The sequence below is a fragment of the Mucilaginibacter sp. Mucisp86 genome, from assembly GCF_047324315.1.
Lineage (GTDB): Bacteria > Bacteroidota > Bacteroidia > Sphingobacteriales > Sphingobacteriaceae > Mucilaginibacter.
Genome location: NZ_CP168503.1, coordinates 2,206,655 through 2,233,071 on the forward strand (window position 1 = coordinate 2,206,655; position 26,417 = coordinate 2,233,071).

Below are 26,417 nucleotides of genomic sequence, written 5' to 3' on the forward strand. Positions count from 1 at the left end.
CGATGTGAACGCAAAAATGCTGGAAGAATTTGGTGAGAAGAGCAATGGTGAGGGAGAGCAAACAGACCTTTAGCCAGTTTTCTTAGACTGGCCAAAGGCATCTCATAGACTACTTTAATCCTGTCGGGCAGGTGCAAGTCGGAAATAAAGAGGTTGTAGTTGTGGTAGTGTTAGTCGTCGTGTCACCTTTTGACCGACCAGCTTTTAGATTGTAGTTAAATCGGAATACAGTTTTTCTGCCTGTAGTAATCGGAATTGATGTATTCATAATAATTGATTTTAGCAGATGTTGAACAGAAATCATAATGAACTTAAGCCTTTGGTTGCTGTAGTCAGCAGCCAAAGGCAATAAGTACCCGGTTTACTTTAATCCCGTCGGGCAAGTGCACGTGGGAATAATTGAAGTAAGCGTAGTTGTTGTGTTGGTAGTGTCATCTTTTGATTGACCAGTTTTTAGATTGCTTGTAAATCGGAATACGGTTTTTCTACCTGTAGCAGTGGAAGTTAGTGTGCTCATAGTAATTGATTTGAATTAAGATTTTAAACTGTATCCAAGATAAAGGCTTTAAAATATGCTTTAAAATATTTTATATGAAATGCCTCATGACGGTTATGAAATTACAATAGAAACTGAATTTATATGGAGTCATTGGATCCTACATTCTTAAGGCGTTATATCATATTGGCGATTTGCGTGATCATTATTCAGGAACAGGCAATGATATATGCGCAAACACACAAAATTTACTTTCTTATAGCAGCAGCATATTATGCGGTCGACATACCATTCTTTTTTATTGTTTCAAACTGTGCTATACCATTTGGCGTTACGAGACCTTTTATTTTGTTGAGAATGCCCGTTGCTATTATTTTGACATTCGGAGGGTATATTCTGGCACAAAATTTTGTTGATTTCTTCATAGCCTGGTTAACCACTCAACACTATGAATTTATATTTTCATATAAAAAATCACTGTACAGAGGTGTTTATCTCCTGACGCCCGCAGTTGGTTACTTTCTCACTAAGGAGGGAATTAAGAAGGCAAGGGCGGCCAAAAGCATAGAAATTCAAAACCTGCAATTGGAAACCGCGTATCTCCGCTCCAAGATCAAGCCACACCTGATTTTCAATACGCTCAACTATATATACGGGTTGGTTGAAGAAGCCTCGGAAGAAGTGACAAACATTCGTTTACGAAAGGCACTTAAAAGCACAAAGCTTTTTTCTAAGGTTTTACGCTATGCATTGAATAACGAAACCGAAAAAGTTTCATTGGCGCAGGAACTGGAACATGTTTACCATTATATCGGTTTGAACCGTGAAAGGCTGGGCAAACAGTTGTGCTTTGAATTGGCGCTCGATGTTGATAGCCGGGTCGATGACCTGCAAATTCCACCGCTTATACTGATCACCTTTGTAGAGAACATCTTCATGCATGGTGACCTTTACAACCCGGAACAGCCATGCAGGCTCTCCATTAACTGCAAAGGGCAGCAACTATCCTTCCATACCTGGAACCTTAAAAAATCAGCGGTAAAGCTTGAACGCACCGGCGTTGGCATGGCTTATATCAGGAACCAGCTTTCAAGACAATACGCTGGCCGGTACACCCTGTCAATAAATGAGACAGACAATTATTATGAACTGCTTTTCACCATTGAATTATGAAACTCAAATGTTATGTGGTAGATGATGAACAGACAAGTGTTGAGAACATCTGCCGCTATATAAAAAGCACTGAAGGACTCGAATTGATCGGCTATGATACCGATGAAAAAAAAGCGATGGAAAAGCTGTTGCAAAAAGAGATCGTGCCGGACATCCTTTTCCTGGATATTATGATGCCCCACATAAATGGGATCGAATTCGCCAGCAAGCTTGATCCTAAAACGGCAATTGTTTTCATCAGCGGGCACGAGACATTCGCCCTGCCAGCTTTTAAGTATGGCGCAGCATACCTGCTGAAGCCGTTAAACCGGGAGGATTTCATGGAAGCAATAAAGAAAGTCCGGCAGATATTCGAGGGCATAAATCCGCAGTTACAAATCAGGGAAAATTTACTACTGATCAAGGATGGCAGGAAAGGGAGTTACATCCATATCAAGCTTCCTGATTTACTATTTATCGAAAGCGAATCAAACTATATGAAGTTCATGATGTCCGACGGCTCAAAGCACCTGGCGTATACATCGCTCACTGCGTTGGAAAAAAGGCTTTCAGGCCTTGGGTTCTGGCGCGTGCATAAAAAATTCATCATCAACTTGCAGTTTATGGTGGCAATTGCCAACGGCAGCATCCAGATAAAGGACCGGTATTTTATACCAATAGGGCAAAAATATCGTGACGGTTTTATTGATGAAGTAGAGAAGAACCTGCCGGAATAGCCTCGGCATGTTCTTTAACGGCATTTCTCCGACCGGCTGATTTGATATCTTTTTGTAAAAAATAATAGATAATCATTTCATGTGTGCGCTGCGCCATTGGGAACATACGGTTGATATGCATGTGAAAAAGTGAATTGAAGATACCCGGCCTTTCCGCGACCGGATATTGATACAGCGTATCGGCAAACGAAGAACTCAGGGCATTAAAATTTTGCCAGGCTTCATTGTCAAGCGCCGGTGCCTGGATACTGCCATATTTTGTCCAGGCCACATTTAATAATTTGAAGCGGCCGGGGTCAAGACTATGCTCCGTATTAAAAGCATGAGCAGTTTCATCTATCGTCTTTAAAAAAACGCCCTGTGTAAAAATATCCTTTTCCTGTACTGCTTTTACCAAAGTAATACACAAGAAGTACTTTTCTTCATCGCTCAACTGGTGTCTTAAAACACTGAGCACAAACCGGCTGTCCAGGTGAAAATGCACCTCTACAAAAAATATATTGGCTACCCCGTACCGCTCCGTTTCCCGGCGATAGAGCCGGATGGATAAGTCGGAGACCACGCCCACCTGTATCTTTTCCTTCAGCAGAGATGTAAATGCTGCCATGATCTGTTGCGATGCTTCGGCCTTACGTAACCTGAAGCGCAGACGGATATGGTTTCCCTGGTCCGTATAGCGTATAAAAAACCACCGCATGATCTGGTCCCTGTGGGTTTCCAAAAATTCCTGAATATCGCCGGTAAGCAGTTCATCGGTGCGTGCAGGATGGCAGAATATCTCGAAATACAACCATTCATCACCGGGAGGAATGATCTTTTCGATGCCCGTATCCTGTTGTTGCAAGGCGGTGGATGGAGCCGGCCTATATGTCGTTTGTCCGTGATGCAGGGTTACCAGCAACTGTGATACATAGGGACGGGTATTTGTATCCTCAATGACGGATCTTTTGGGGATAATGGTTTCCTCAAGGTAGAGCGACTTTTGTTTCTGCAGCAGATGAAATAATTCAATAATATCCACCTCCCGGCTGGTATCAATGCATAAGGTCTGATCGGTTGATCCTACTCTTACAAATCCGGAAATTCCCCTTTGCTCAAGATGATCAACGAGTAAAGCTGCGGTGCCTGTTTTACCATTGGGCAGCACATCCTCCAGCCGGATAAGCCATGTTGCCGGTGAAAGAATAATATTCCTATACTGCAGCCGGGGATAATAATTAAGGTTGGCAATACGGTCACGTAATCGCAGGTACAGGTTTTTATGGATACTCTGGTGCTGCAGATCGCAGAACAAACGAAATACCGGCAAGTCGCTTAACAGGTAATTATAGGCAGATGCCAGGCGCGGAACCATACGTCTATTATGCTTTTGGGAGCGAATGATCAGCTCTCCACCTTGCACCGATAACAGAAGATCATTTAATAGCACCGGATCTGCAGAGGTGTCGTAATTGAGGATGCTGACCTGTAAATCGTAGATCGGTCTGCGCCGGTTTACATTGTCCACAACACCGCCAACGGTATAGGCAACGTCAAAGAATAATACGCCGGGGTTAGCCTGTTGTTCTATGGCAGCTATTTTCCTGCAATGCGCCAATACATTATCGCTGCTCAAAGTAAATCTTCCGAGGAGTGAATTGGCTGTACAGCCGCCCAGGTGCTCCAACAGAATCATGCCATCTGCCACCGTGCATAATACCGGCAGGCTGTTGGGCAGCGGCTCATTTTTTATCCCTGCGGGTATTTCCAGTTTTTCAAAATCAATAACTGTTGGTTTATCCGTGATCAGCCGAGGCAGCAATACCCGGAGCGTCGAGTTGGTTATATCTTCAGAACTGTCGTCAGCTTTTTTAATAAGCTGGTTGATAAGTTCGCTGGTTAGCACCGACTGGTCCATGCCACCATAACCTATGCCCAGTTCCGGGTCCAGTGCCACCATCACAGGGACTTCCTGGGCGCCGAACTTTTTAATAAACCGCTGAATAAACTGATCTAATTCGGGAGACTTATAGGAGGGCAGCATTTGATGCAGTTTTTCTATTAACCCCGGCAGATGCTTAAACAAATGCGGATCTACGCCGCCTTGTATTAAGGGCCGCTGCGCGATAATATATTCCTGTCCTGCCGGGGAAAAGTTGACCCGCTGAAAATAATCCTGTCCGATTATGTTCGGTTGCATTTGTGATATTAAAAGCTGGTCTGCCAGCATTGTCTCCAGTACATGCAAAAACGTTGGCCGGTCAGCGGATTCGTTAATCATCTCAAATAGCGAGGAAATGGTCTGTGGGTGCGCACATGCCTCCAGTATTCTTACCCTGAGCTTATCTTTTGGTATGTCGGCCAATTCGTATCCATCGTCAAAGCGACCGATGTATCGAATGTCGGATTCCGTGAAATAGTAAGTGCTGTTGGCAAAAACTAAAGCGTCTGCTTTTACAAGATCGGCAAAGCTGATGGTCAACTGGCCGGTACAGGTCCAGTCAGCAAATCGTTGCAAATGCTGGTAGTTAGCAATAACTGCAGGTGTTGAATCGTATTTGCCCAGTTCAATAATCCCCGTTCCCGCAAACCCGCCATAGGGAGTTGCGCGATAGCGCGACCGGTTAAAATATTTCCATATCGTATGCCGGATATTTTCCGGCAATGTTGCCAGATCACCGGGCTTTATATGTTCGACCAGGCTATAAAAAACTTTTGAGGAAATCTCGATGGATTTTTTTAACTCCGGCCAACATTCTTCCAGGGTAGCATCATAACTGAACACTGGTACGCGGTATAACAGGGTGGGATCTATCAGCATCTTCATACATCTATGAAAATGCAAAACGGAAAATGAACCGGCAAAATTATTATATGAAACGTTGTTTTCGGGCTATGAAACTATAGTATAGTGATCCGTGCATAAATATGACATTATCATAAGGTCTCCTTAAATGCCAAATGCGCGTCCACAGTTCCGGTGATTCGACCAAGAATGAAGTAGAATATTTTTTTCAAAGCATTTAAATAAGTCGTTTTCCTGTTGATCGTTTTCGGTAGTTCGCCGTATACGTCCCTGATTATTTCAATCAGCGCCGGTTTAATTTCAATATCGAGATTATGCGCCAGTTTATTCCTGGCCTGGTTAATTTTAATTATGATTTTTATCAGGTCGGAATCCATCCCCTTTTTTGTAATACCAGCGAATAATACCAGTTTTTTGTAAAAGCTTAAATCAAGTGCTTTTACTGTTTTGTCATCATATTCAGCACTGAGCCGGTTAAGAATCAGCTCCTCGATCAACAGATGTCCCTTCAAAAGCAAAAGTTCGTCGTTGTCTATTTTTTCAAAAACGGCGGTAATTCTATCAATAAATTTCATAGTGATAAAGTTGCAATTTATTCCGCTACCTTTTCAAGCTTATGGCGACCGGCTCTTTATCCTCAGCTCTTTGGACAACTCCCTCGCCATAGCAGCAGGTTAATCGTAATTTGTCTATCGGTAAATTTCATCACTATCATCCATTCGTTCAATTAATTTTTCACGCATTTTGTCAAGGAAACTGGTTCGTGTCTTGCGTATTCTTATTTCCTGGAATGTCCGATAGTAATTGCCGAGATCGATTTCAAACAATTGCTCAAAAAAACTTGCCACCTGTTTCACATCAGCTTTGGTATTGCTTTTCCTGTTATAAAATACGCCCATGCTTTGTAAGCCATATAACAACTCAATGAGTGCTACTTTAGTTTCTGACCAACCAAGCCCTGTTTCGTCTATCCAAACCAGCTCGTTTTTAGTTGTCAGCTTTTTTAATTCGGCATTTAGATAATCTGCAAGTTGCTCATTGGCGAGCAGCATAGACATTTTATAATCGTGGCTAGTGCAAAATGACGGATCGCAATCAAAATATGCGGTGTCGAATCCTATAGCGATATCATGCTTATTACGCACGAAATACAGTTGATCAAGGTAAGTAGCCCCGGAACGTACATACTTATAAAATTCCCTATTATCATGGGAGAACTGCGTAATTGTATCCAGGCGATTCCTGAGATACTTACGCAAAACTTTTTCAGAGCCGGTCGGTCGGTGCGTCTCTATATGGAAGACCTGGATATAAAAGATTAGTTTACTATAAAATTTAGGCTTTAGTTCCTTAAAGAAATAAACCTCTTCTTCGATATTTATAAACCTGTACGTCGAGATGTAATTTTTTAAATTAAGTAGTGCAAGTTCAATGATCGTGTATGCACTTTTTGCCGTCGATAAAATATCCTCTGATGATAATTCAATTTGCTCTATCTGCTGATTAAGTTCAGCAAGCATCCTTAATACGATTTCCATAGTGTGTTAAAAAAATTAATTATTGCTTAAGCCAAATTTATCCCGACGTGTAATGCGCACGAAATTTTCACGTCCCGGAAATAAACGAGGTAGTGAAAAAATGCGTTGAATTACGCAAAAGCAGGGATGAGTTACGTTGATTTGCCGTTTACAGACGGTCAAGAAGCTTTCGGAAAGGTTTAGGAAGACAATAGGGGCTAGGAAAATGGCTCTCTCTGGTATATCGTATTAAATATGCAGGACGCGAATGTATGAATTTTGCGTAAAAAAATAACCGAAGGTTGTCTCCGGTTATCAATGTGCCTGTGCTGGATTGAACTTATTGAGGTCCTATGTCGATGTCGAGTTCGCCGGAAACGGTCACGCCGTTTGTATTGCATACCGCAGTAAGATTATCCCTGTGCCGCACAAATTTACTGGCCCCGGAAGGCACTGCTGTCATTGTAAAGTTTATTGGCAGCCGGTTATTAACTGCATTGCTTAATGATCTTCCAAACGTGGTCGCGAACTTGTTATCAAGTTTTGTAAGATACGTTTGCTGATCACTGTTAAGAGAAAAATTGTCGCTCATCCATTGCCGGAAATTGGTGGCTATTAAATTGGATTGCGTTGTCAGGTCAGTATCGGACATTCTATATAGTTCAGCGATTTTTTGCTGTACGCCATCAGTTGTAAACGGTTGTTTTGCCATAGTGTTCGAGTTGTTTTAATCAATGGTTAAAACATTTCGTTCAATAGCTTGTTTTATTTAGTTATGAATTTCTTCAAGAAAGAACCGTTAAAGTTCAATCATAGCTTAAACAAATAAATGCCGATTCCACCATACCCTGTAAAGCCTTATAACGACCTGCTATTCCGTATAGTGATTTCTGTAATTGCAGCTCATTTTATTATTTCATTTGGCATAGATGAAACATTCTTTCAATTATTATTGCTCGCGGACTATTATGAATCGTTAGCCGGCAGCGCAATAATCGCCTTCCTGCTGATCAGCCTGGTAAGAGGCGTTTCCACCCGGCTGGACAGGGACTATGATTGGCGGGAAAAACCACTGGTAAGGGCTTTGCTTCAAATACTATTCGGCGTCGTAATTATATCGGTCGCTGCCTTCCTGCTGGCAACTATCTACTTCCTGTTAAATGGTATTAATATTTTAAAGACCGTATATCTCAAATACGATTTCCCCGTGATCGTAATTTTCATTTTTCTACTCAATATTTATTACCTCTGCTTTTATCTTATCAGGCAATTATCTTCTCCTGTCGGGGAACAGGCAACAGCGGCGGGAGCCAGCTTTGTTACGGTTTTTATTGTGAATAAGGGGACAGAAAATCTACCGGTTACAGTCGGCGACGTGGCTATAATCTATCATGAGGGCAAATACAATTTCATCAAACTGTTTGATGCTGTAAGTTACCTGATCTCACAGAGCCTTGACCAGGTGGAAAAGCAACTTGATCCCGAACAGTTTTTTCGTGTCAGCCGTACTATGATTATCAGCCGGAGGGCGTGTAAGTCATTTATTATATTGGATTATGGCAGGCTTGAAGTTGTTACCGATCCGGTAATGAAAGAGCCGGTAATTGTCAGCCAGAAAAGATCGCCGGTATTCAAAAAATGGCTGGAACTTAAAACAGCTAAATCGGTTTCATAGCTGTTATTCACCCAACCGATTATCAAGCCAGCGCTAATTTAACAGGTCTTCCCTGCTACCTGTTTCCCGTAAATTTTTTTAAAAAAAATCACACCGTACTCGGTTTGTGGTGTGAAAACACCCCTTTTTTACTCGTGATGTTTGCTCAGCAATAGTGCTAAAAAACAAAACGATTAGTTATGCTGAGTAAAATTTCTTGGGGCCAATTCGCCCTCGCAGTGGTGGTTGTTCTGCTGCTCTATTACCTGGTGATTGGTATTTCTCTGTACCGGGATAAAATCAGGGAACTACTACAAAAACGACCTGCACAGCCCCGCGCAACTGATAGGGAAACACAACCAAAGCCGAAACAAGCGGAAATAGACATTCCTTCAGACCTGGTACTGATTGAGCGCATGATCAATGAAGTCCGCTATGAGATACTTCCTAAAGCCGGTGAGCACGCAACCAAAGACAAGCTCCTTATTGTTTTTAAAAACTACCTGTCCGGCTTCAGCGGGCAAAATCTTCCGACACCATTTAAAACAGGCATTAATCAATTGATCGCAAAAGAAGCGGCCAGTCAGTGCGATGTCTTTATTGACCCTGCAGAAATAGCCGAACTCTGGTAATCCCTTTTCCCTAAAAAACCAATGAACATGAAAAAACTGAATATACAAAGCCATCGTCAACGGCTGAAAGCAAAATATATCTTACTGGCTGCGATCCTGGTCTTTTACGATATGTTATGCAATCCCTGCCCCTCTTTCGCGCAGAATGGCAATGCCGGTATTACTTCGGCAACGTCCCAGGTCAAAGGCTATTTCTCCGATGGCACCCAACTGATGTATGCCATTGGCGCAATAGTCGGTTTAATCGGTGCCGTCAAAGTATTTAATAAATGGAATAGTGGAGATCCGGATACGGGTAAAGTTGCCGCCGCGTGGTTTGGCAGTTGCGTATTCCTTGTAATCGTCGCCACGGTGCTTAAAGCCTTCTTTGGAGTTTAAAGGATGAATTATGAAAGAGCAGGAAGGACCAAGATTATTGCCGACGATAAAAATACACGATACGGAGTTTTACGTCGATATACGATGTGATGAATTTCGTGAGGTAGATGCACCCTGGAACCGAATATCATTCAATGAAATCAGGGAGGACACCGATGGTAAAACAACCGGAATATTATTCGATACCAGGGAGAAGAATGTTTACAATGAATTAGTAGACCCGGAAAAGATACCCGCGCATGTAAAACTGGTAATCATTCCTTCTTTGATCGATCTCGATCCCATAGGAATGGCCAGGAAATATGGGCTTCCCGACAATACGTTTATCGAAAATAGCTTTCCGGCATTCCGGCAGCGCCATAAGCAGAAGTCAATACAAGGATTACAGCGTAAACAAAAAAGAAAGGGCAAGGGATTATGACGGCTCCGGTGATCGTGCAAAGCAGCCGAAAGGTTTTTGGTTGCCTGTTGTACCTGCTAAGGCTCTTATTCTGCTGCTGGCTCCTGCTGTTAGTGGTAGTGTCCGTAGGTATAACCTACCTGGTCGCCGGTCCACTCATTGGGTTAAAGATCCTTTTTACACGAAAAATCTGAAGTCATGCAGGAAAGATTATTACAAAGATTAAACGATTATATCCGGCTCGATCATCCTGATTTATTGATCAGGCTGGCAAAAGAACACAAGTTATCCGGCTGGCTGATCGATAAGGTGAAAACAGTTGAACTACTTATTGAACAACTGATAGCAGAAGGAAAGTCGCTTCAGATCATCGAAGAACGTTGCCTCGAAATACTGACTATGGATTTGCGGCCATCGCGGTTTGCCTATATCAGTGAGTTGCTGGAAGAAGATTTTGAATGGGATTATTACCAGATGCGGGAAGCGGGAACAACTATGTACGAGGTGATCGGTATGATCGATAAATGCAGGCCGATTTTTGATGAATTAGGTTTTTGCGAAGCCAATAAAAACAACCCCGCCATTCGGCGTGCAGTCATGGCTGTATTGCAACATCACCTGCAGCCGGAATAGCCCATTTTTCACAGGATTTAAAAAGAAATTTTATGTCGCTAATAAGTAACCGGCTGTTACCGCAAATAAAAGTAGGAGGAATTGATTTCTATGTTGATGTCATTTCCGGTAATCTGATCGAGAAAGCAGATATAAGCAACCGGATTTACGTATTGGATATGCTGACACTTGAAGATCATCACGAATTTTTGTTTGACAGGCAAAAGAAAAATATCGTTGAAGGGAATGGGATTGCGGGTGCTTACGAAGATCACCAGGAATATGTTTGGATCAGGCGCATGGAGGCACTTGACCCTGAAGGGATGAAGGTACTGCAGGAAATGGGTATGGCACCTAAATTACCGGAAAACCTACCCGTAGTATATATCGGTGATACCGCTTTCTATTGGTTGGAAGAGCAAAGTGCTTTCTGCCAGGCTGACAATCATTGGAACCGGATCTATAAGAATGATATCACGGTCATCGAAGGCGAAAAAGGTTTTTATTACGACAGCATTTTAGCACAGGTCCCGTTCCCCCATGAATTAGATGCATATAAAGGCGATTTACCGGATCACATTTATTTCAAGCCAGTCAGGCCACTGTTTGAGATCATCAAACTGTTAGAAAAAGGAACATTAAAAAAACGCCAATCAATCACGAACGATTCTTCTACACGGCAGAAAAAAAATAAAGGAAGGAGGATGAGGTGATGGCAAACAGCGTGTATTCTATAAATAAAGGCATTAATAAGCCAATAGAATTTCAGGGGTTGAAAGCTCAATACATAGCCTATTTGGCTGTCGGGCTGGTTGCTTTGCTCCTGCTGTTCCTGGTGATGTATCTCGTCGGGCTTAACCTCTATATCTGCGTAGTGCTGGTGTTCGGTTTGGGCACCGTATTAATTATGGCCGTGTTCCAGCTCAATCGCAAGTACGGCCGTTATGGGTTGATGAAAAAACGCGCTAAAGGCGGTATGCCGGTCTATCTCCGTTTTCACTCCCGCAAATTATTTACCCGATTAAAAACAGATCAATGATTATAGCTGATAAAATCTTTCCTATTTATAAAGTTGAACATGGTGCGCTGCTATCGGCCTACGGCGATATTACCATTGCCTATGAAGCATCCCTGCCGGAGATATTTACCTTGTCGGATGCAGATTATGAAACCTATCACCAAAGCTGGATCAGGGCAGTAAGGCTATTTGGCAGGCAAACGATTGTTCATAAAAAGGATATTTACCGTCGGTCACTGTACCAACCAGAACCCGGACCGAAAGGATTCCTTGCAGATGCAGCCAACCGTCATTTTTCGGGCAGGCCGTACCTGGACCATTGCTGCTATATCCTGATCACCAAGAAAGCAGAGGACCGGAAAGCAGCCAGCAGCGCCTTTTCAGGATTGTTGCGAAAAACGATCGTGCCTAAACAAACCATTGACCCGGACCTATTCCCGGAATTTATGGATAAAGCAGGCCAGTTTGGCCGTGTCCTGTCCGATAGTGGCTTTATTAAGCTACGCCGGCTATGGGACGATGAACTGGCGGGAACCAAAAACAAGCCCGGCTTGCTGGAACAATACATTTTCCAGCTTGGTGCAGAGGAACGTCCGATGATCAAGGATGTACATCTTAAAGACGGTTTGCAGGTCGGTGATCGCTACGGACAGATATTTACCTTAGCCGACGCGGAGGATTTACCCGCACTTTGCGGCAGCCGTATCGATTATGATAAATTCAGCACCGATCAGACACGGTTTCCCATCGGATTTGCAACGCAGCTTAATTTACTGCTGGATTGCGATCATGAATACAACCAATATTTATTTATTGAAGACCCGCAAAAAACACTGAAGCTGCTGGAGGCAAAGAAACGCCGCCTGCAATCCCTGTCCGCTTACAGCCGTGAGAACGCGATTGGCCGTGATGCTACCAATGATTTCCTGAATGAAGCCATTAGCCAGGGACGTTTGCCGGTTAAGGCACATTTCAATGTGGTTACCTGGACAAACGACAATGCTCAATCGCAGGATATTAAAAATTTAGTGGGTTCTGCAATGGCCCGCATCGATGCGGTAGCCAAGCAGGAGACGGACGGAGCAGCGCAAATTTGGTGGGCCGGTATACCCGGCAACGCCGCTGATTTCCCGCTCAATGACACTTTCGACACTTTTTTGGAGCAGGCGACCTGCTTTCTTAATCTCGAAACAAATTACCGCAGCGATGCGCCACAGACCGGTTTCCGGTTCTGTGACCGGCTAAGTGGAAAGCCGGTCTATGTTGACCTTTATGATGCGGTGCGCCATGCAGGTATTACCTCAAACATGGGGACGTTAGTGGCTGGAACATCCGGCGGTGGCAAAAGTGTTACCGTCAATCATCTTTTGGAAACATTTCACGCGCAGGGGGCGCATTGTGTTATCGTAGATATTGGCGGCAGTTATAAAGGATTATGTGAGCTTGTCAAAGGTTATTATTTCACTTATGAAGAAGACAACCCCATCCGTTTTAACCCATTTTACTTACCGGACGGGCAAATCCTGGATACGGAGAAAAAGGAAAGCCTGAAAGCGCTGCTGGTTGCACTGTGGAAACAGGAACATGAGGCGTTTAACCGCACCGAGTATGTGGCTTTGTCCAATGCCCTTCAGGGCTATTATCTATACCTAGTCGAAAACCCTTCGGTGATGCCGTGTTTCAATAGCTTTTACGAATACCTCGAAAGTCACTATACCGAGATATTGAAAGAGCAGCGCGTTAAAGACCGCGATTTCGACATTGATAATTTCCTGTATGTTCTACGCCCCTATTACTCGGGAGGTGAATTTGATTACCTGCTGAATGCGACGGAGAATCTTGACCTGTTGAACCAGCCTTTCGTTGTTATAGAATTGGATAATTTGAAAGACCACCCGGTTTTATTTCAGTGCGTTACACTCATTCTAATGGAAAACTTCCTTTCCAAGATGCGTAAGTTGAAAGGAATCCGTAAGGTGTTGTGTATCGATGAAGCCTGGAAGGCGATAGCAAAATCCGGCATGGCCGAGTTCTTGAAATATGCCTTTAAGACAATCAGAAAATTTGACGGTGTACCCATTGTTATTACACAGGAGCTGGATGACTTGGTGAGTTCCCCGATCATAAAAGATGCTATTATCAACAATGCAGACATTAAGATCCTGATGGACATGCGCAAGTTCATCCACAAATTCGATAAGCTCCAGGATACGCTCGGCCTGTCTGAAAAGGCCAAAGCCATCCTGTTGTCCGTCAACAAGGATACCCGGGAAATCTGCATCGACATTGGCGGGCAGATCACCAAAGTTTACCGCAACGAACTATGTACAGAGGAACTGCTTGCCTTTACCACGGAAGGCAAAGAACGGGTCAGGGTACAGGAATATGCCGCCAGGCATGGCGGTATCGAAAAAGCGATCACCATACTCGCAGAGGAAATACGAACCAAAAACAAAATGTATGAAAAATTATAAAAAAATCACAGTTCCCTTGCTGGCAGCGGTTTTATGCCTGACGTATCCGGCACAAACTCAGGCACAGATTCCTATCATTAACATTATAACTACAGCGATCAAAAAGGTAATTGTAGCTATTGACATCAAGGTGCAGCAATTACAAAATAAGACCATACGGCTACAGCAGGCGGAACAACGATTGGAAAACAGCAAGACCATGACCAGCCTGAAAGATATCAACGGGTGGCTCGGTAAAGAGAAAGACTTATTCAATAAATATTACAATGAATTGCAGCAGGTACGAAAAGTAATAGCTGGTTATAGTGAAATAAAACAGATCATAAGCCAGCAGGCCCGGCTGGTCGATGAGTATCACAAAGCATGGACGCTGTTTCGGCAGGATAAGAATTTTTCTGCCAGTGAGATCAGCTATATGACATCCGTGTATGGCGGTATGCTTGACCAAAGCGCACAGCATATCACGGAACTTACCGCTACCGTCACCTCATTTTCTTCCCAAATGAATGACGGAGAACGTTTAGAAAGGATAAAAAAAATTGCCGCATCCATGCAGCAGAGCCTCAATGACCTGAGAAGCTTTAATACATCTGCAGTTCGCCTGTCCATGCAGCGGGGAACCGAAAAAGGGAATCTGCTGGAAGTAAAAAAACTTTATGGTATTACCCAATAATATACGGCTATGAAAAACTTATGCATCATTCTTATACTATTACAATTGCCATGCTGCCTGATAGCGCAGCAACAGGCAAAGAAACGCGGAATTATTATAGAGCAGATTGCCGGTTTAGCAGTTTATGGAAAAGCGCTCAAAAAAGGATATGATATTACAACCGCCGGACTGAATACAGCTCACTCGATGAAGAACGGCACCTTCAGCCTGCACACCGGTTATATCGACTCCTTGAGCACCGTCAGTAAGCAGGTGCGCAGTAATCCAAAGATTACATCCATCAGGGAATTGCAACAGCGTATCATAACCGTTTTCGCTGATGAAATCAATTGGCAGCAGGCCCAGGGCATAATGACGAACATGGATGTCAACTACCTGAAAAAAGTTCGTGATAATCTACTCAATGACTGCCGCGATAATCTCGATGAATTACAGCAAGTAACCGGCAATGGACAATTGAAGATGACCGATGCACAGCGACTGGAACGCATCGACAAATTATATACCGACATGCAGGATAAATATGCCTTTGCCTGTGCTTATACTGCTAAAACCCACAAGCTGACCCAGGTACGCAAACGGGATAAACAAGAGCGCGAACGACTAAAAAAATTGTATGGCATCCAATAAAATTATCGTCCCATGAAACAAATTCAAAAATTACTGTGCCTTGTTATCCTCGGCATTGTTATAGATACCGCCACTGTCCGCGCCCAATCCATATCTGATAATATCCAGATGTTGGTACTGGATTATGAAAAGCTTGCAGGGCTTAAAAGAGTACTGCAAAATATGTACAATGGCTACAAGATAGTCAGTAAAGGCTATAATAGTGTAAAGGCGGTTTCGCAGGGCAATTACAGCTTACAACAAGGCTTCATCGACGGGCTGATGCTGGTCAGCCCTACCGTTCGCAAGTATCCGAAGGTCGCCCGTATCATCGAAGACCAGGCCACCATCATCAGCGAGTATAAAAATGCGCTGTCGGCATTCCGGGCGAACGGAAGGTTTACCACAGCGGAATTAAATTACATGTCATCGGTCTTTTCCAATCTTTTCGACGGGTGTATACAAAACCTGCAGGCGCTTACGATGGTCACGACGGATAATAGTGTACGTATGAACGATCATGACCGGCTACAGCTAATTGATGGCCTTTACACGGATACACAGGAACAGCTCGGCTTTCTGCGCAGTTTCAATAACAAAGCCAGGTCGCTGGCCATCCAGCGCTCAGGCAGGGAAGTACAGCAACAACAGCTTAAACAGCTTTACCAGATCAATTAAGTAATAATCAACCGACATATGAAAAAACAAAGTTTAAGGATAGCCATAACGGCTATTCCGGCCATGCTCTTGCCCTGTTTAAGCCATGCACAGGGGATACAAAGCGACATGCATAGCCTGCAGGGTGTACTTAATCAAATGTATGACCAGATGCTGCCACTCTGCAGCCGGATGATAGACGTAGGACGCGCCATCGCCGGGTTTGCAGCGCTATGGTATATCGCCGTCCGCGTATGGCGGCATATCGCAGCAGCGGAGCCGGTCGATTTTTATCCCCTCTTACGACCGTTCGTAATCGGTTTCTGTATCATGATTTTTCCGGCAGTGCTGGCAATGATCAATGGAGTTTTGCAACCGACAGTAGCCGCAACAGCCGCTATGATCGGCGATTCCAACCAGGCCATGCGAACCATGCTGGATACCGGGGAACCGGTGGATGATGAACTGCAGGGTGCCTCCGCTACAGGAACCGACCCGGATAAATGGTATAAATATGCCCATCCCGACGGCAGTACCGGCAATAATAGCGCCGCCGCTAATCCCATTGCAGACCAGTCATGGGGATGGAGTGTTAAAAGCTGGATCAAAAAAGCGATTGCCGAAATACTCAACCTGGGCTACGAAGCAGCGGCATTGGTGATTGATACCATCCGCACGTTTAAGCTGATCGTATTGGCGTTACTCGGTCCATTCTGTTTTGCCCTCGGCGTTTTTGATGGTTTCCAGCATACGATTAAGCAATGGCTTGCAAGGTATATCAATGTGTATATGTGGCTACCGGTAGCAAACATCTTTGGAGCCATTATAGCGAAGATACAGGCGAATATGGTGCAGCTCGAAGTAACGGGCGGTGCTGCCAATCCGCATTTCGGGGGAACAAATACCATTTATCTCATCTTCCTGCTGATCGCCATTGTCGGGTATTTCTGTGTTCCCTCCATCGCCGGGTATATCGTCAACGTTGGCGGCCATGCCCTGCTATCAAAATCAAGTGCAACCGCTTCGATGGTCACTTCAGCGGCTACCAGCTTCGCGATGCAGCAAGTCATGGCAAATCAGCAACAAAAGCACATGGAGCAATTTTTCAAGCAATCAACCGGCGGAGCCGCAGGCGGTTCGTCTGGTGATTCGGGCAATTCTTTCCAGCAGCAAAAATTAAATGGCAAATCCTGATAAAATCAATACACCATGTTTCAACAAATGAAAAATATTGACACGGCATTCCGGCAGATCAAATGGTTTTGTTACCTGCTGATCATAGCCTGCGTTGTGATTTCCTGCTATGCCGTTTACAAAAGCTACCAATCCGAAAATGACTTTAGGCAACACATCTACATACTCGCCAACGGCAAAGCGCTGGAAGCATTTTCCGCTGACCGTAACGAAAACATACCTGTAGAGGCGCGGGACCATATTGCCAGTTTTCATCATAATTTTTTCACGCTCGACCCCGACGAAAAAGTTATACAGGCCAATATCACCAAAGCCCTGTACCTGGCCGACAACAGTGCAGCTAAAGTGTATAGCGACCTCAAGGAGCAGGGGTATTTTACCAATATCATATCCGGCAATATCAGTCAGCAGGTATCGGTTGACAGCATAGCCTTAGACATGAATGTTTACCCTTACCGGTTTCGCTTTTATGGTACTGAAAAACTGATACGTACTACCTCCATTGTTACCCGGAGCCTGATCACTGAAGGGCAGTTGCGCAATGTCAGCCGCAGCGACAATAACCCCCACGGCTTCCTGATAGAGAAATGGAGCACCATCGAAAATAAAGACCTCAATATTCAAAACAGGGAATGATGAAAAAACAAAACAAATCTATTCAAAGGCCTGCCACCACGGTGTTTAACCTGTGGTTATCGGGTATAGGCCATCGTATCGCCAACCGGCTGAATGCATACACGGCAAGGTGGCCTCCCGCTCTGTGGACAACCGTACTCGTGCTGTTCTGCATCGTAGTGGGTACCTGCTGCCTGATGGTAGCATTCAGCATTTGGCATTAACCATTTAATAAAAAACTTCATTATGAATCAAATACAAAAATTACCAAAGCTTACGGCAAAGCAAAAAACGATGTTGCTGGTCCTTCCGGTAGTAGTGCTTCCCTTTATCATATTCCTGTTCTGGTCGCTCGGCGGCGGTAAGGGAAATGAACAGGTGAGCATCCCGTTAAAAGCCGGACTGAATACGCAATTACCTGACGCCAATTTAAAAAACGACAGCACCGAAAACAAGCTAAGTTTTTACGCCCAGGCCGAAAAGGATTCTGCGCGGTTAAAGGAACAACTAAGGGAAGACCCCTATCGTCACAATAGCAGCGCCGTAGATTCGGCAGCAGGGCAGACACTGATGGATATTACCCAGCCTTCGGCCGGTACCGGGTACAGCCTGGCACCGAATGGCAACAGAACGGGTGATCTTAATTCAAAAGAGGCGATGATCACCCGCCAACTGGCGGCACTGAACCAGGAGATCAGCCGGACCGAGCAATCACAAAACACACCGCCTGACGCGTTAGATGCGAATCCGCAGGCGCAGGGGTTTCCGCCACAAGGACAATCCGGCAGCACGACCGACGACCCGGAATTAAAACAATTGAGTGGTATGCTCGATCAGATTATGGATATACAAAATCCAGGCCGGGCCGCACAGAAATTAAAAGAACAATCGCTTAAAGGCAGAGGACAAGTATTTGCCATGACCGCGCAACCCGCCAATGATGCCGCGAGTACCGTAATGGGTAATACCACATCACAGACCGGAAATCATTTTTATGATCTGAGTAATGAAACCGGTGTAGACGATACCTTGCGCCCTTCGGTCCCTGCAACCGTTTATCAGACACAGACACTTACTTCCGGGACAACCATTCGCCTGCGATTGAGTGCAGATATTTTCATCAATGGAGCACAGATACCCCAGGGAACTTTTGTCAACGGCATTTGCGAAGTAGAAGGCGACCGGCTGAACATTATTATCAAAACTATTCGCTATAAAAATGTCCTGCTACCAGTAGCTATGTCGGTTTATGACATGGACGGGATTGAAGGCATCAATGTTCCCGGTGCCATTACACGGGATGCAGCCAAACAGGGGGCCGACCAAATGATGCAGAACCTCGATTTCTATTCCATGAATTCGTCCGTAGGCGCCCAGGCAACCAGCGCCGGATTACAAGCCGTCAAAGGGCTTTTCAGCAGGAAAGTAAAACTGGTAAAAGTTACAGTACGTGCGGGCTACCCGGTGCTGCTTATGGATCATAATAAAGATGACAAGTAAATAATCAATAACGCCAAATCGAAAATCAAATGAAAAAACTACTGATGGCTATTTTAGCCCTGATAACGACCATTGCCGTACATGCCCAGACTTTGCAGGAACTCGGTTCGGCAGCGCTCATAACGCCTTATCGTTTGGAGATCACCGACCAAAAAACTACCGTGATCCTGTTTCCCTCCGCCATACAAAGCGTAGACAGAGGTACAGCATTCGTGCTTGCGGAAAAAGTAAAAGGTTCGGAAAACGTACTGAAGGTGAAAGCACAAAATAAATTCCTTCCCGAATCAAACCTGAGTGTTGTTACAACCGACGGGCAACTGTATAGCTTTACTGTTACCTATTCCGTTAAGCCCGCCTACCAGGCTATAGACCTGAAACGACAGCAACTCGGCAAAAAACCTGACGTAGTGTTAACCACGGCTACTGTCAACGAAAGCTACCTGCAGCAGCAAGCCACACAGGTGTTCTCAGCCCGCACTTTTATGGATAATATCGACCGCCATCACCGCATGTCTGTGGAATTGCAAGGCATTTACGGTTCAGGCGACCTGTTGTTTTTCCGCTTCTCTTTAGCCAATCAGTCGAAAATTGGCTACAGGACTGGTATTACCCGGTTTTTTATTTCCGATAAAAAACGATCCAAAAGAACAGCGATACAGGAAGCTGACCTTTCGCCGGTTTATATAAGCCCGGATGCCGCCAATGAATTACCTGGCCATCGTGAACGCCAATTTGTAGTTGCGTTCAATCGCTTCACCATTGCCGACAATAAACGCTTTACGATTCAACTGACGGAAAAAGATGGCGACCGGAACCTGAATCTTTCCATCAGCGGTAAAGATCTACTTAAAGCGGTAACTATAGCAAAATAGTCATGAACATAGAAATATCAGACATTGAAAGTCTTGCTTCACGGTTAGCCGATGAATTGAGTAAAGGTGAAAACCGGGTGATACTCATGCAAATAAAATTGCTCTTTTAGACGATCAGCTTCAAATGGCCCCGCCTGATAAAATCGCTTATAAAATCTATCCGTCACCCCATTTTGATGGCGGTCAATTTATCAATATTCAAAAACAAAAAAAACATGGAAAATCAAATCACAGAAAACCAAACAGAAGCACCATCTGGTTTGGAAAAACTACTTGATAATGTAAAGTATACAGGCTTTGGAACTGAATTGCATCAGGCGATCACGGAAAAAGTAGAAGATAAAATACCGGAATTTACGGTAAATCGTACCATCGATGACGCCATCTATGAGCTGCATTTTAAAAAGGCTGAGGATAAAGATGTCCCATACTTTAATAAGTACACTATTACTTTGCTGCCAAATGACCAGCAGCTAAATGAGATCAGCCAGACCTTTTACCACAACCAGGGAATAACAGCCAAAGAAGGCTATAACCTGCTGAAAGGCGGTTCGGTATACAAGAGTTTCAATGTTTACGAACGGATAGAAGACGGCGAAAATGTCAAATACAAATGGACACCGGAAACCTACAAAGCCTGGGCTAAGCTGGATTTTGACAAACAAGATAAAAATGGAAATTACGAGCTGGTAAAATATGGTAGCGGTTATGGCTTCAATCTCACTGAAAAATTAAAGGAAATGAACCTTGTCGAGCTAAATAATCCAGATAAGTTTGCATCCCTGACCCGGACGCTGGAAAAAGGCAATATGGCCAATGCGACTTTGATAACCGACGACGGCAATCGTAAGCAAGTATTGCTCCGGGCCGATGCACGATTCAAGGATGTTATTACCTATGATCACAACGGCAAACGTTTATTCAAGCAGAATAAGCAAAAGCAAGATAAACCTGGCGAACAAAAAATCGATAGTACGGCAAAAATGAACGAGGAAAAGATTGCTGCTAAAAACTACAGGAAGAATAAAGGCCCCAAAAGATAAAGTTCAATATGATAAACGCCTGTCAAAACGGGCGTTTATTATTTTTAGGCATTTCAATGTTTCGTAGGACGAGACATGATGTAAATAAAGCCCCCTGACACTCGCTGCTTGGGGGCTTCAACCTAAACCTTATCACAATTAGGCAGTGATTGCCTAAGAATAAACAAACATAACAATTTTGAAATCAGATTAAATAGAATTACTCCGATCTCATTGCATTTACTTTAACTCACTACAGTTTTTAAAAATCTCGTCATTTAACGATTGTTCGAGTGTACGGTAAGGGGGTGGTACGGCATCGGTCATTGCAAACTTGAATTTTTGATCTCCGGTCTTATTCATATGAAATCGCCTTTCTTTCCCTTCGTGCTTTACGTAAACCTGGAATAATTCGAGTTTCCAAACATTCATAGGCTCAAATCGAAATTCAATATCATTTCCTTCTACTGGAACGATAGTTTTTAAAACGCTGGATCATGCGACAAAAATAATATCTGCCGCCCAAGTTTATAGTGGGATTAGTATTTTCTCCATAACATAACAAACGTTTATAAAATAGGCGGGTAGTGTCTCAGTTTGAGCATTAGTTATTCTCAATACTATTTTTTAATTATTTTGTCATTTCTAAAATTCAAGGGAAAATCAATGAACACTTTTTTGTGGGTCTTACAGGCTATTTTAGCAGTCTTTTTTATTATGCCTGGTGTTGGTAAAATTAGCGGTAGTAGAGAAAAACACATTGCTGACGGACATATTAAACCAGAGGGGAATTTGCTTCCTATTCGTATCCTCGGCGTGCTGGAGCTGTTGGGATGCGTGGGCATCATTGTGCCCTGGCTTACAGGGATTGCACCAATACTTACACCTGTTACAGCAGTTGGTTATTCCCTGATAATGATAGCGGCGATCATTAACCACACGATAAAGAAGGAATATAAAATGTTACCTATGCTAATTACGCTTCTAATAATGGCTTCGTTAGTGGCGTATTATAGGTTTGTTTCTATAAACAGATAAAAATTCAAACTGAGACACTACCCAAAATTCCATTCACTAAAAATTATTTATTTTAAAAATCACACTCAGATAAATAAATCTGCCGATAGTGCTATATGACTGCCTTTCGGCATAGGTATCATTTATTGTTTGCAAATAGCTATTTGTCTGTTTCAAAATATTAAAAATTCCAATCCGCGATTCGAGGCTTTTTGACCTTAAAAACTTGTATGCCAAATATGCGTTCCATGTAGTCGAAACTTGTGCAGCCGCAAATGTTCTAATTGCAGTAGAATTTAAAATCAGCCTGGCAGAAGGTTTAAAGTTGATTTTTCCAGTTATATTTCCCGATAGAAAATTGTCGCGCCGTTGGCTATTTACAGTATTATAATAATTATAGCTTGAAATCGTAAAGTCGAATTTCTTATTGAAATTACTTGCTAGATTTATACCCATGCTGTAAACGTTTGCTTTGGCTCGACTGATTATATCATTTATCATGCTTGGTATAGTTCTGTAACTATAGCCCATGTTTATTGTCACAAAGCATTTGATAAATTCCAGAGGACTGCCATAACTGACACTGCCACTTGCATAAAAATAGTTGTTTAAATTAATCGGTTGCATCAGCATTCCATCCTTACTAAGCAAAATGTTATTTGCTAAAAGACTATCCCTTGGGGGACTGAACTGAGCATTAGCTATGTAGTTAGCAGTATAGCTAATATTTCCATATAAGGAAATATTCTGCCCTTTTTTTGCATTTATATGTGTAATCTTAAAGGTTAATGAGGGATTAAAAGCCTGCTTTAAGAGCATGTTCCCGGTATAGATCAGAATAGGGTTTGTATTGTTAATCACCGGCTGCAATTGGGAAATTGTTGGTGTTGTTGTTATAGTATGTAATTCTAACCGGAGAGTGGTAACTTTTGAAAAGTTTTGATTAACTAATATTTGCGGCAACAATGCATTGTAAAGCTTGTTTATTGAATTGCTGTAAGGAAATGTTTGCGATGCTAAAATCTCCAGGAGTTGATAATCGAATCCGACATTGTAATAATTCTTGCCTTTACCGGAAATGCTATAAAGTATACTTAGTTTATTGATCTGAATGGGTGAATTTAAATTACTTGAAAGAGCGGTGTCTACAAGGCTATAGGTAAGTTCCGGCTGTTTGAGATCGAATACCTCTCTACGTGAATCGTTGCTTTGATAAGAGTAACTATAGCTGATTTGAAGGCGATTGCTTTTGAAAGGCTCCGTATAATTTAAACCTACACTTGCTTTTGTACCTCGGGTTGCCATTTTGTTTTGCCGGTTTGTGTAAATGCTATCCGAGCTAAAAAGATTAGTTGCTATTTGCTCTGAATGGTTTGAACTTTCATTGTACGCTGCGCCAACACTCAAAGAAATGGTCCTTCCTTTTTTAGAAAATCGGTGCCTGAACGCTAAATCTGTATTTAGATAGTTGCTTGCCCCTTTAGAAGAGTTCAAAGCATTGGAATTTGCGTTTATAAAATTGTTTTGTTGCCCAATTCCAACAAAAGACGAAAGTAAATGATCGCCACTTGTTCGACCAGAAAATGCCCCTATGAGGGAATTTGTACTATCAGGATTATATTCAATTCTTAGGTTAGCATTGATGCTTGTGTTCGTGCTGATGGAATTGTCCGTCTCCCTGTAAACTTTATTGCTGTCGGATGGATAATAAAAAAAACGTTGCAGTTCACTGCTTCTCTCATTGTTTAGACTATTGTAGCTAAACCCTCCGTCAATTTTTATATTTTTTCTTCTGCTGTTACTGAAACTTAAATCGATACCATTGCTCTTTACTCTTCCGGTATTATTTGCTGGTGGATTGATATTGTCTTCGTTGCATGATGCGTTTTGACTGGTATTATTTGTAAAACCTGTAAGAATAAATGACTGGTGTATGTTTAATGCTGTTGCATTTATTCCTGCATTGTAATTGTCGCTTGTTCCAGCGGATGCGAATGCCTTGCCTATTGTGCCTTTCTCCTTTTTTGTAATAAGATTTATGGTTTTTGCACCATTACCATCATTTACCCCTGTAAATACAGCCTGGTCCGTCTGACGCTCGAAGTACTGCGCTTTATTAAGTATTGATGCCGGAAGGTTTTTTAATAAGCTCAGTGGGTCTGCGATTGAAGTTCTCTCACCATTTACCATTATCGCGGTTACCTGTTCCCCATTTATTTTAAGCGTCCCATTTTCAATTGTTACTCCGGGATATTTGGTGAGTAATTCTTCAGTTGTTGCATCTTCTCCTACTTTAATTGCTGACGCATTAAATGTCAAGGTATCACCTGCTATCTCCACAGGCAGTGCCTTCGATGTTACAATCAGTGTGTCCAGATAAGTTTCCTTTCTTCCAAGCTTTACTATTTTTTCAATTGCTATGTCAGAAATCTCTATTTCATCTTCATAAGGATAGTACCCAATATGAGAAACTATTATTTTATATTTACCCGCGACGTCTGGCAGATGACAAATTCCTTTCTCATCCGTCAAATCTTTTTGTTCATTATTGAAAGTTCCTTTTTTAAAAAAAATAACACCTGCGCTTGACACAGGGGTTAAATCTGTTTTATCAATTACATGGATAGTATGCTGACTTTTAGCATTAAAGCTAATAACAAAGCATAGAAACAAGGCGATCGCAAAACGCATATCCTTATCCTTTTATTTTGCCTTTAGTCAGTTCAATGGTTTCACCATAATTAAAATAACGTACTTCCAAACCATGCTTAATTATAAGCTGTGGAGAAGGAGAACTATATATTTCGGGGTATTCATTTTCTTTCATATAGTGAAATAGTACGTCCTGTCCGCAAACAATTAATTTTTTATATCTTGATGCAAGCGGGAGTAGCTTTAATAAGTCATAATTGGTTATTGCAACGATTTTAACAGGATAATTTTTAAAACTATCTACTGATAGAAAATCGCAAACATCACTGAAACATTTTGCACAGTTTTTCTCCGTTACAAGAATGTAAACTTCGTTGCTCGAATCGGAAACCTTATATTGTTCATCCTCCTTTGTCGCTAAATTCTTAATAAAAGGGACATAAGATTTTTGCGCCCAAAGGAGTGTTGAGTTAAAACATACTATAATTAAGGTAACTATTGCAACTGGTATTCTGATAAATGCCATTTGTAATTATTTTTTAAAGCATCCTTATACATTACCTTTTTTAGTGTATCCAACGGGGCGCTTCTGTAAAGCATGTAATTATTCGTGGAAAAAGTGTATACTTTGTTGTTGTAGAAATATGGGCTTACTTGTGAATCAAAAATTACATCCACACTGAAAAAATCCTCGAATTTCGTAACAGGATCATTTTTTGAGCATAGCCATTTTTCTTTAAAGTCAATGACCTTATTTGTATTGACATTATAGAAATATAAGTCACGATACTTGAAATTATAATTCGCTTTACAAACAGTAATTATAAAAATTGAATCCGTATAAGGAATAATTTTTTCAATATAGTCATGGCTTGATCTCGCAGTATTCATTATCTCATTTAGAAATTCGCGTGAGTCTACATATGTATGAAGCAGCGCATCATTTTTTCTAAATGAATCTTCCCCTATTTTATAATATAGATGATGCCGAAAGTTCCAATCCGAATAAATTGTCGAATCTATTTTTTTCTGCCATTGTGCATTGGCTGAATAGTTACTGAAATGCACGGGTACAGAGGTCCTTTTAACCAGTGCTAACTGCAAGTCATATACAAATAACTCTCCGGTAAGAGGTGCTAAATAAAATATATTTTTCTTATTCGCAAAAACGAGGCTTGTTAGCATTGGCCCTAACCCAACGCCTGGCACCTGATAGCGTTGGCTTTTTACAATTTTATTTTGGTTAAGGTTAAAAATGTGCAGTTGTAAGCCAGAAAAGCCATCCAGCGGATGGTAATTATATAATCTGCTTAAAAGAACTGTGCTATCATTTATCAACACTCCATGAGAAAAATTAAATGTATCCGAGGAGTATTGTTTGAAATCTTTCGCTAACCTATCATAAATAAGCAGCCTGTGTAATCCCACAATAACATCCCACTTCTTTGCTGTGCATATGTCCCAAAACTGGAAGTTTGCTGTGCTAAATCCAATGGTATCCGTTCTTAAAATCGAAAATGTTTTTAAATCAAGCTCTTTTATTACAAACTCTGCTGCATTTTCGTTCGTAAGCTTTTCGTAAATCCTTACTTTGTCTTTGAAGCCCTTAAATGCGAAAGGTTCATCTGATAATCTCGATATGGGAATTATGTCTGGGTCTGTGTATACCTTACCTGTCCATTTATATTGGGCGTTAGATATAATTGAGAAGAATAGAAAGATGATAGCTGCTGATAGTTTGAGCATATATA

Annotated in this window: 26 protein-coding genes; 19 read left to right on the forward strand and 7 right to left on the reverse strand. The window is 42.4% G+C overall.

The annotated features are described in order from the left end of the window. Positions 1–853 precede the first annotated feature (853 nt). The gene (locus tag ACEN9X_RS09250; protein ID WP_413670097.1) at positions 854–1,669 is read left to right on the forward strand and encodes a sensor histidine kinase; all 816 of its coding nucleotides are present in this window, start codon (positions 854–856) and stop codon (positions 1,667–1,669) included. After that, a complete protein-coding gene (locus ACEN9X_RS09255) occupies positions 1,666–2,385 on the forward strand; it encodes a LytR/AlgR family response regulator transcription factor (RefSeq protein WP_413670098.1) in 720 nt (239 codons plus the stop codon). The genes ACEN9X_RS09250 and ACEN9X_RS09255 overlap by 4 nt, the downstream gene beginning before the upstream one ends. Here the strand turns inward: ACEN9X_RS09255 and ACEN9X_RS09260 are convergent. The 4 genes from ACEN9X_RS09260 to ACEN9X_RS09275 all read right to left on the reverse strand — a co-directional run bounded on the left by ACEN9X_RS09260 (position 2,351) and on the right by ACEN9X_RS09275 (position 7,399). Beyond that, on the reverse strand, positions 2,351–5,191 hold the full coding sequence (locus ACEN9X_RS09260; protein ID WP_413670099.1) for a thiopeptide-type bacteriocin biosynthesis protein: 2,841 nt from the start codon (positions 5,189–5,191) through the stop codon (positions 2,351–2,353). The genes ACEN9X_RS09255 and ACEN9X_RS09260 overlap by 35 nt on opposite strands. A gap of 110 nt (positions 5,192–5,301) precedes the next feature. Next, positions 5,302–5,745: a hypothetical protein gene (locus tag ACEN9X_RS09265; protein WP_413670100.1), complete on the reverse strand. Its 444-nt coding sequence runs from the start codon at positions 5,743–5,745 to the stop codon at positions 5,302–5,304. A gap of 114 nt (positions 5,746–5,859) precedes the next feature. Then, positions 5,860–6,708: an RteC domain-containing protein gene (locus ACEN9X_RS09270; RefSeq protein ID WP_413670101.1), complete on the reverse strand. Its 849-nt coding sequence runs from the start codon at positions 6,706–6,708 to the stop codon at positions 5,860–5,862. Positions 6,709–7,027: 319 nt separating this feature from the next. Beyond that, the gene (locus tag ACEN9X_RS09275; RefSeq protein WP_413670102.1) at positions 7,028–7,399 is read right to left on the reverse strand and encodes a hypothetical protein; all 372 of its coding nucleotides are present in this window, start codon (positions 7,397–7,399) and stop codon (positions 7,028–7,030) included. Positions 7,400–7,516: 117 nt separating this feature from the next. Here ACEN9X_RS09275 and ACEN9X_RS09280 point away from each other — a divergent pair, with 117 nt between their 5' ends. From ACEN9X_RS09280 to ACEN9X_RS09360, 17 genes are all read left to right on the forward strand, one after another. Beyond that, on the forward strand, positions 7,517–8,362 hold the full coding sequence (locus tag ACEN9X_RS09280; RefSeq protein WP_413670103.1) for a LytTR family transcriptional regulator DNA-binding domain-containing protein: 846 nt from the start codon (positions 7,517–7,519) through the stop codon (positions 8,360–8,362). A gap of 179 nt (positions 8,363–8,541) precedes the next feature. Further along, positions 8,542–8,973 carry a hypothetical protein gene (locus ACEN9X_RS09285; RefSeq protein ID WP_413670104.1) on the forward strand — a complete coding sequence of 144 codons (432 nt, stop codon included), beginning with the start codon at positions 8,542–8,544 and terminating at the stop codon, positions 8,971–8,973. 27 nt (positions 8,974–9,000) lie between these two features. Next, on the forward strand, positions 9,001–9,351 hold the full coding sequence (locus ACEN9X_RS09290; RefSeq protein WP_413670105.1) for a DUF4134 domain-containing protein: 351 nt from the start codon (positions 9,001–9,003) through the stop codon (positions 9,349–9,351). Between the two features lie 10 nt (positions 9,352–9,361). Next, on the forward strand, positions 9,362–9,772 hold the full coding sequence (locus tag ACEN9X_RS09295) for a hypothetical protein (protein WP_413670106.1): 411 nt from the start codon (positions 9,362–9,364) through the stop codon (positions 9,770–9,772). Between the two features lie 177 nt (positions 9,773–9,949). After that, complete coding sequence (locus ACEN9X_RS09300) at positions 9,950–10,384, forward strand: hypothetical protein (RefSeq protein ID WP_413670107.1); 435 nt, start codon at positions 9,950–9,952, stop codon at positions 10,382–10,384. A gap of 32 nt (positions 10,385–10,416) precedes the next feature. Continuing rightward, a complete protein-coding gene (locus ACEN9X_RS09305) occupies positions 10,417–11,076 on the forward strand; it encodes a hypothetical protein (protein WP_413670108.1) in 660 nt (219 codons plus the stop codon). Beyond that, complete coding sequence (locus tag ACEN9X_RS09310) at positions 11,076–11,402, forward strand: DUF4133 domain-containing protein (protein ID WP_413671125.1); 327 nt, start codon at positions 11,076–11,078, stop codon at positions 11,400–11,402. The genes ACEN9X_RS09305 and ACEN9X_RS09310 overlap by 1 nt, the downstream gene beginning before the upstream one ends. After that, a complete protein-coding gene (locus ACEN9X_RS09315; RefSeq protein ID WP_413670109.1) occupies positions 11,399–13,855 on the forward strand; it encodes a TraG family conjugative transposon ATPase in 2,457 nt (818 codons plus the stop codon). Before ACEN9X_RS09310 ends, ACEN9X_RS09315 begins: the two co-directional genes overlap by 4 nt. Further along, a complete protein-coding gene (locus ACEN9X_RS09320) occupies positions 13,842–14,528 on the forward strand; it encodes a conjugal transfer protein TraI (RefSeq protein ID WP_413670110.1) in 687 nt (228 codons plus the stop codon). Before ACEN9X_RS09315 ends, ACEN9X_RS09320 begins: the two co-directional genes overlap by 14 nt. Positions 14,529–14,537: 9 nt before the next feature. Beyond that, entirely contained in the window at positions 14,538–15,158 is a 621-nt protein-coding gene (locus tag ACEN9X_RS09325; RefSeq protein ID WP_413670111.1) for a hypothetical protein, read from the forward strand. A gap of 12 nt (positions 15,159–15,170) precedes the next feature. Continuing rightward, positions 15,171–15,815, forward strand: a complete 645-nt coding sequence (locus ACEN9X_RS09330) for a TerB family tellurite resistance protein (RefSeq protein WP_413670112.1) — start codon at positions 15,171–15,173, stop codon at positions 15,813–15,815. A 108-nt stretch (positions 15,816–15,923) separates the two neighbouring features. After that, entirely contained in the window at positions 15,924–16,988 is a 1,065-nt protein-coding gene (traJ, locus tag ACEN9X_RS09335; protein WP_413671126.1) for a conjugative transposon protein TraJ, read from the forward strand. A gap of 15 nt (positions 16,989–17,003) precedes the next feature. Next, positions 17,004–17,624 carry a conjugative transposon protein TraK gene (traK, locus tag ACEN9X_RS09340; protein WP_413670113.1) on the forward strand — a complete coding sequence of 207 codons (621 nt, stop codon included), beginning with the start codon at positions 17,004–17,006 and terminating at the stop codon, positions 17,622–17,624. Between the two features lie 225 nt (positions 17,625–17,849). Further along, positions 17,850–19,103, forward strand: a complete 1,254-nt coding sequence (gene traM / locus ACEN9X_RS09345) for a conjugative transposon protein TraM (RefSeq protein ID WP_413670114.1) — start codon at positions 17,850–17,852, stop codon at positions 19,101–19,103. 29 nt (positions 19,104–19,132) lie between these two features. Beyond that, complete coding sequence (gene traN, locus ACEN9X_RS09350) at positions 19,133–19,975, forward strand: conjugative transposon protein TraN (RefSeq protein WP_413670115.1); 843 nt, start codon at positions 19,133–19,135, stop codon at positions 19,973–19,975. A gap of 215 nt (positions 19,976–20,190) precedes the next feature. After that, positions 20,191–21,018: a hypothetical protein gene (locus tag ACEN9X_RS09355; protein ID WP_413670116.1), complete on the forward strand. Its 828-nt coding sequence runs from the start codon at positions 20,191–20,193 to the stop codon at positions 21,016–21,018. Between the two features lie 645 nt (positions 21,019–21,663). After that, positions 21,664–22,035 carry a DoxX family protein gene (locus ACEN9X_RS09360; protein ID WP_413670117.1) on the forward strand — a complete coding sequence of 124 codons (372 nt, stop codon included), beginning with the start codon at positions 21,664–21,666 and terminating at the stop codon, positions 22,033–22,035. A gap of 36 nt (positions 22,036–22,071) precedes the next feature. On the opposite strand, the gene ACEN9X_RS09365 is transcribed toward ACEN9X_RS09360, so the two are convergent. The 3 genes from ACEN9X_RS09365 to ACEN9X_RS09375 are packed head-to-tail and all read right to left on the reverse strand — an operon-like array spanning position 22,072 to position 26,412. Next, positions 22,072–24,705 (reverse strand): hypothetical protein, encoded by a 2,634-nt coding sequence (locus ACEN9X_RS09365; RefSeq protein ID WP_413670118.1) that lies wholly within the window; start codon positions 24,703–24,705, stop codon positions 22,072–22,074. A gap of 4 nt (positions 24,706–24,709) precedes the next feature. Further along, positions 24,710–25,192, reverse strand: coding sequence for a hypothetical protein (locus tag ACEN9X_RS09370; protein WP_413670119.1), 483 nt, complete (start codon positions 25,190–25,192; stop codon positions 24,710–24,712). Continuing rightward, positions 25,162–26,412 carry a hypothetical protein gene (locus ACEN9X_RS09375; RefSeq protein ID WP_413670120.1) on the reverse strand — a complete coding sequence of 417 codons (1,251 nt, stop codon included), beginning with the start codon at positions 26,410–26,412 and terminating at the stop codon, positions 25,162–25,164. The genes ACEN9X_RS09370 and ACEN9X_RS09375 overlap by 31 nt, the downstream gene beginning before the upstream one ends. Positions 26,413–26,417 lie beyond the last annotated feature (5 nt).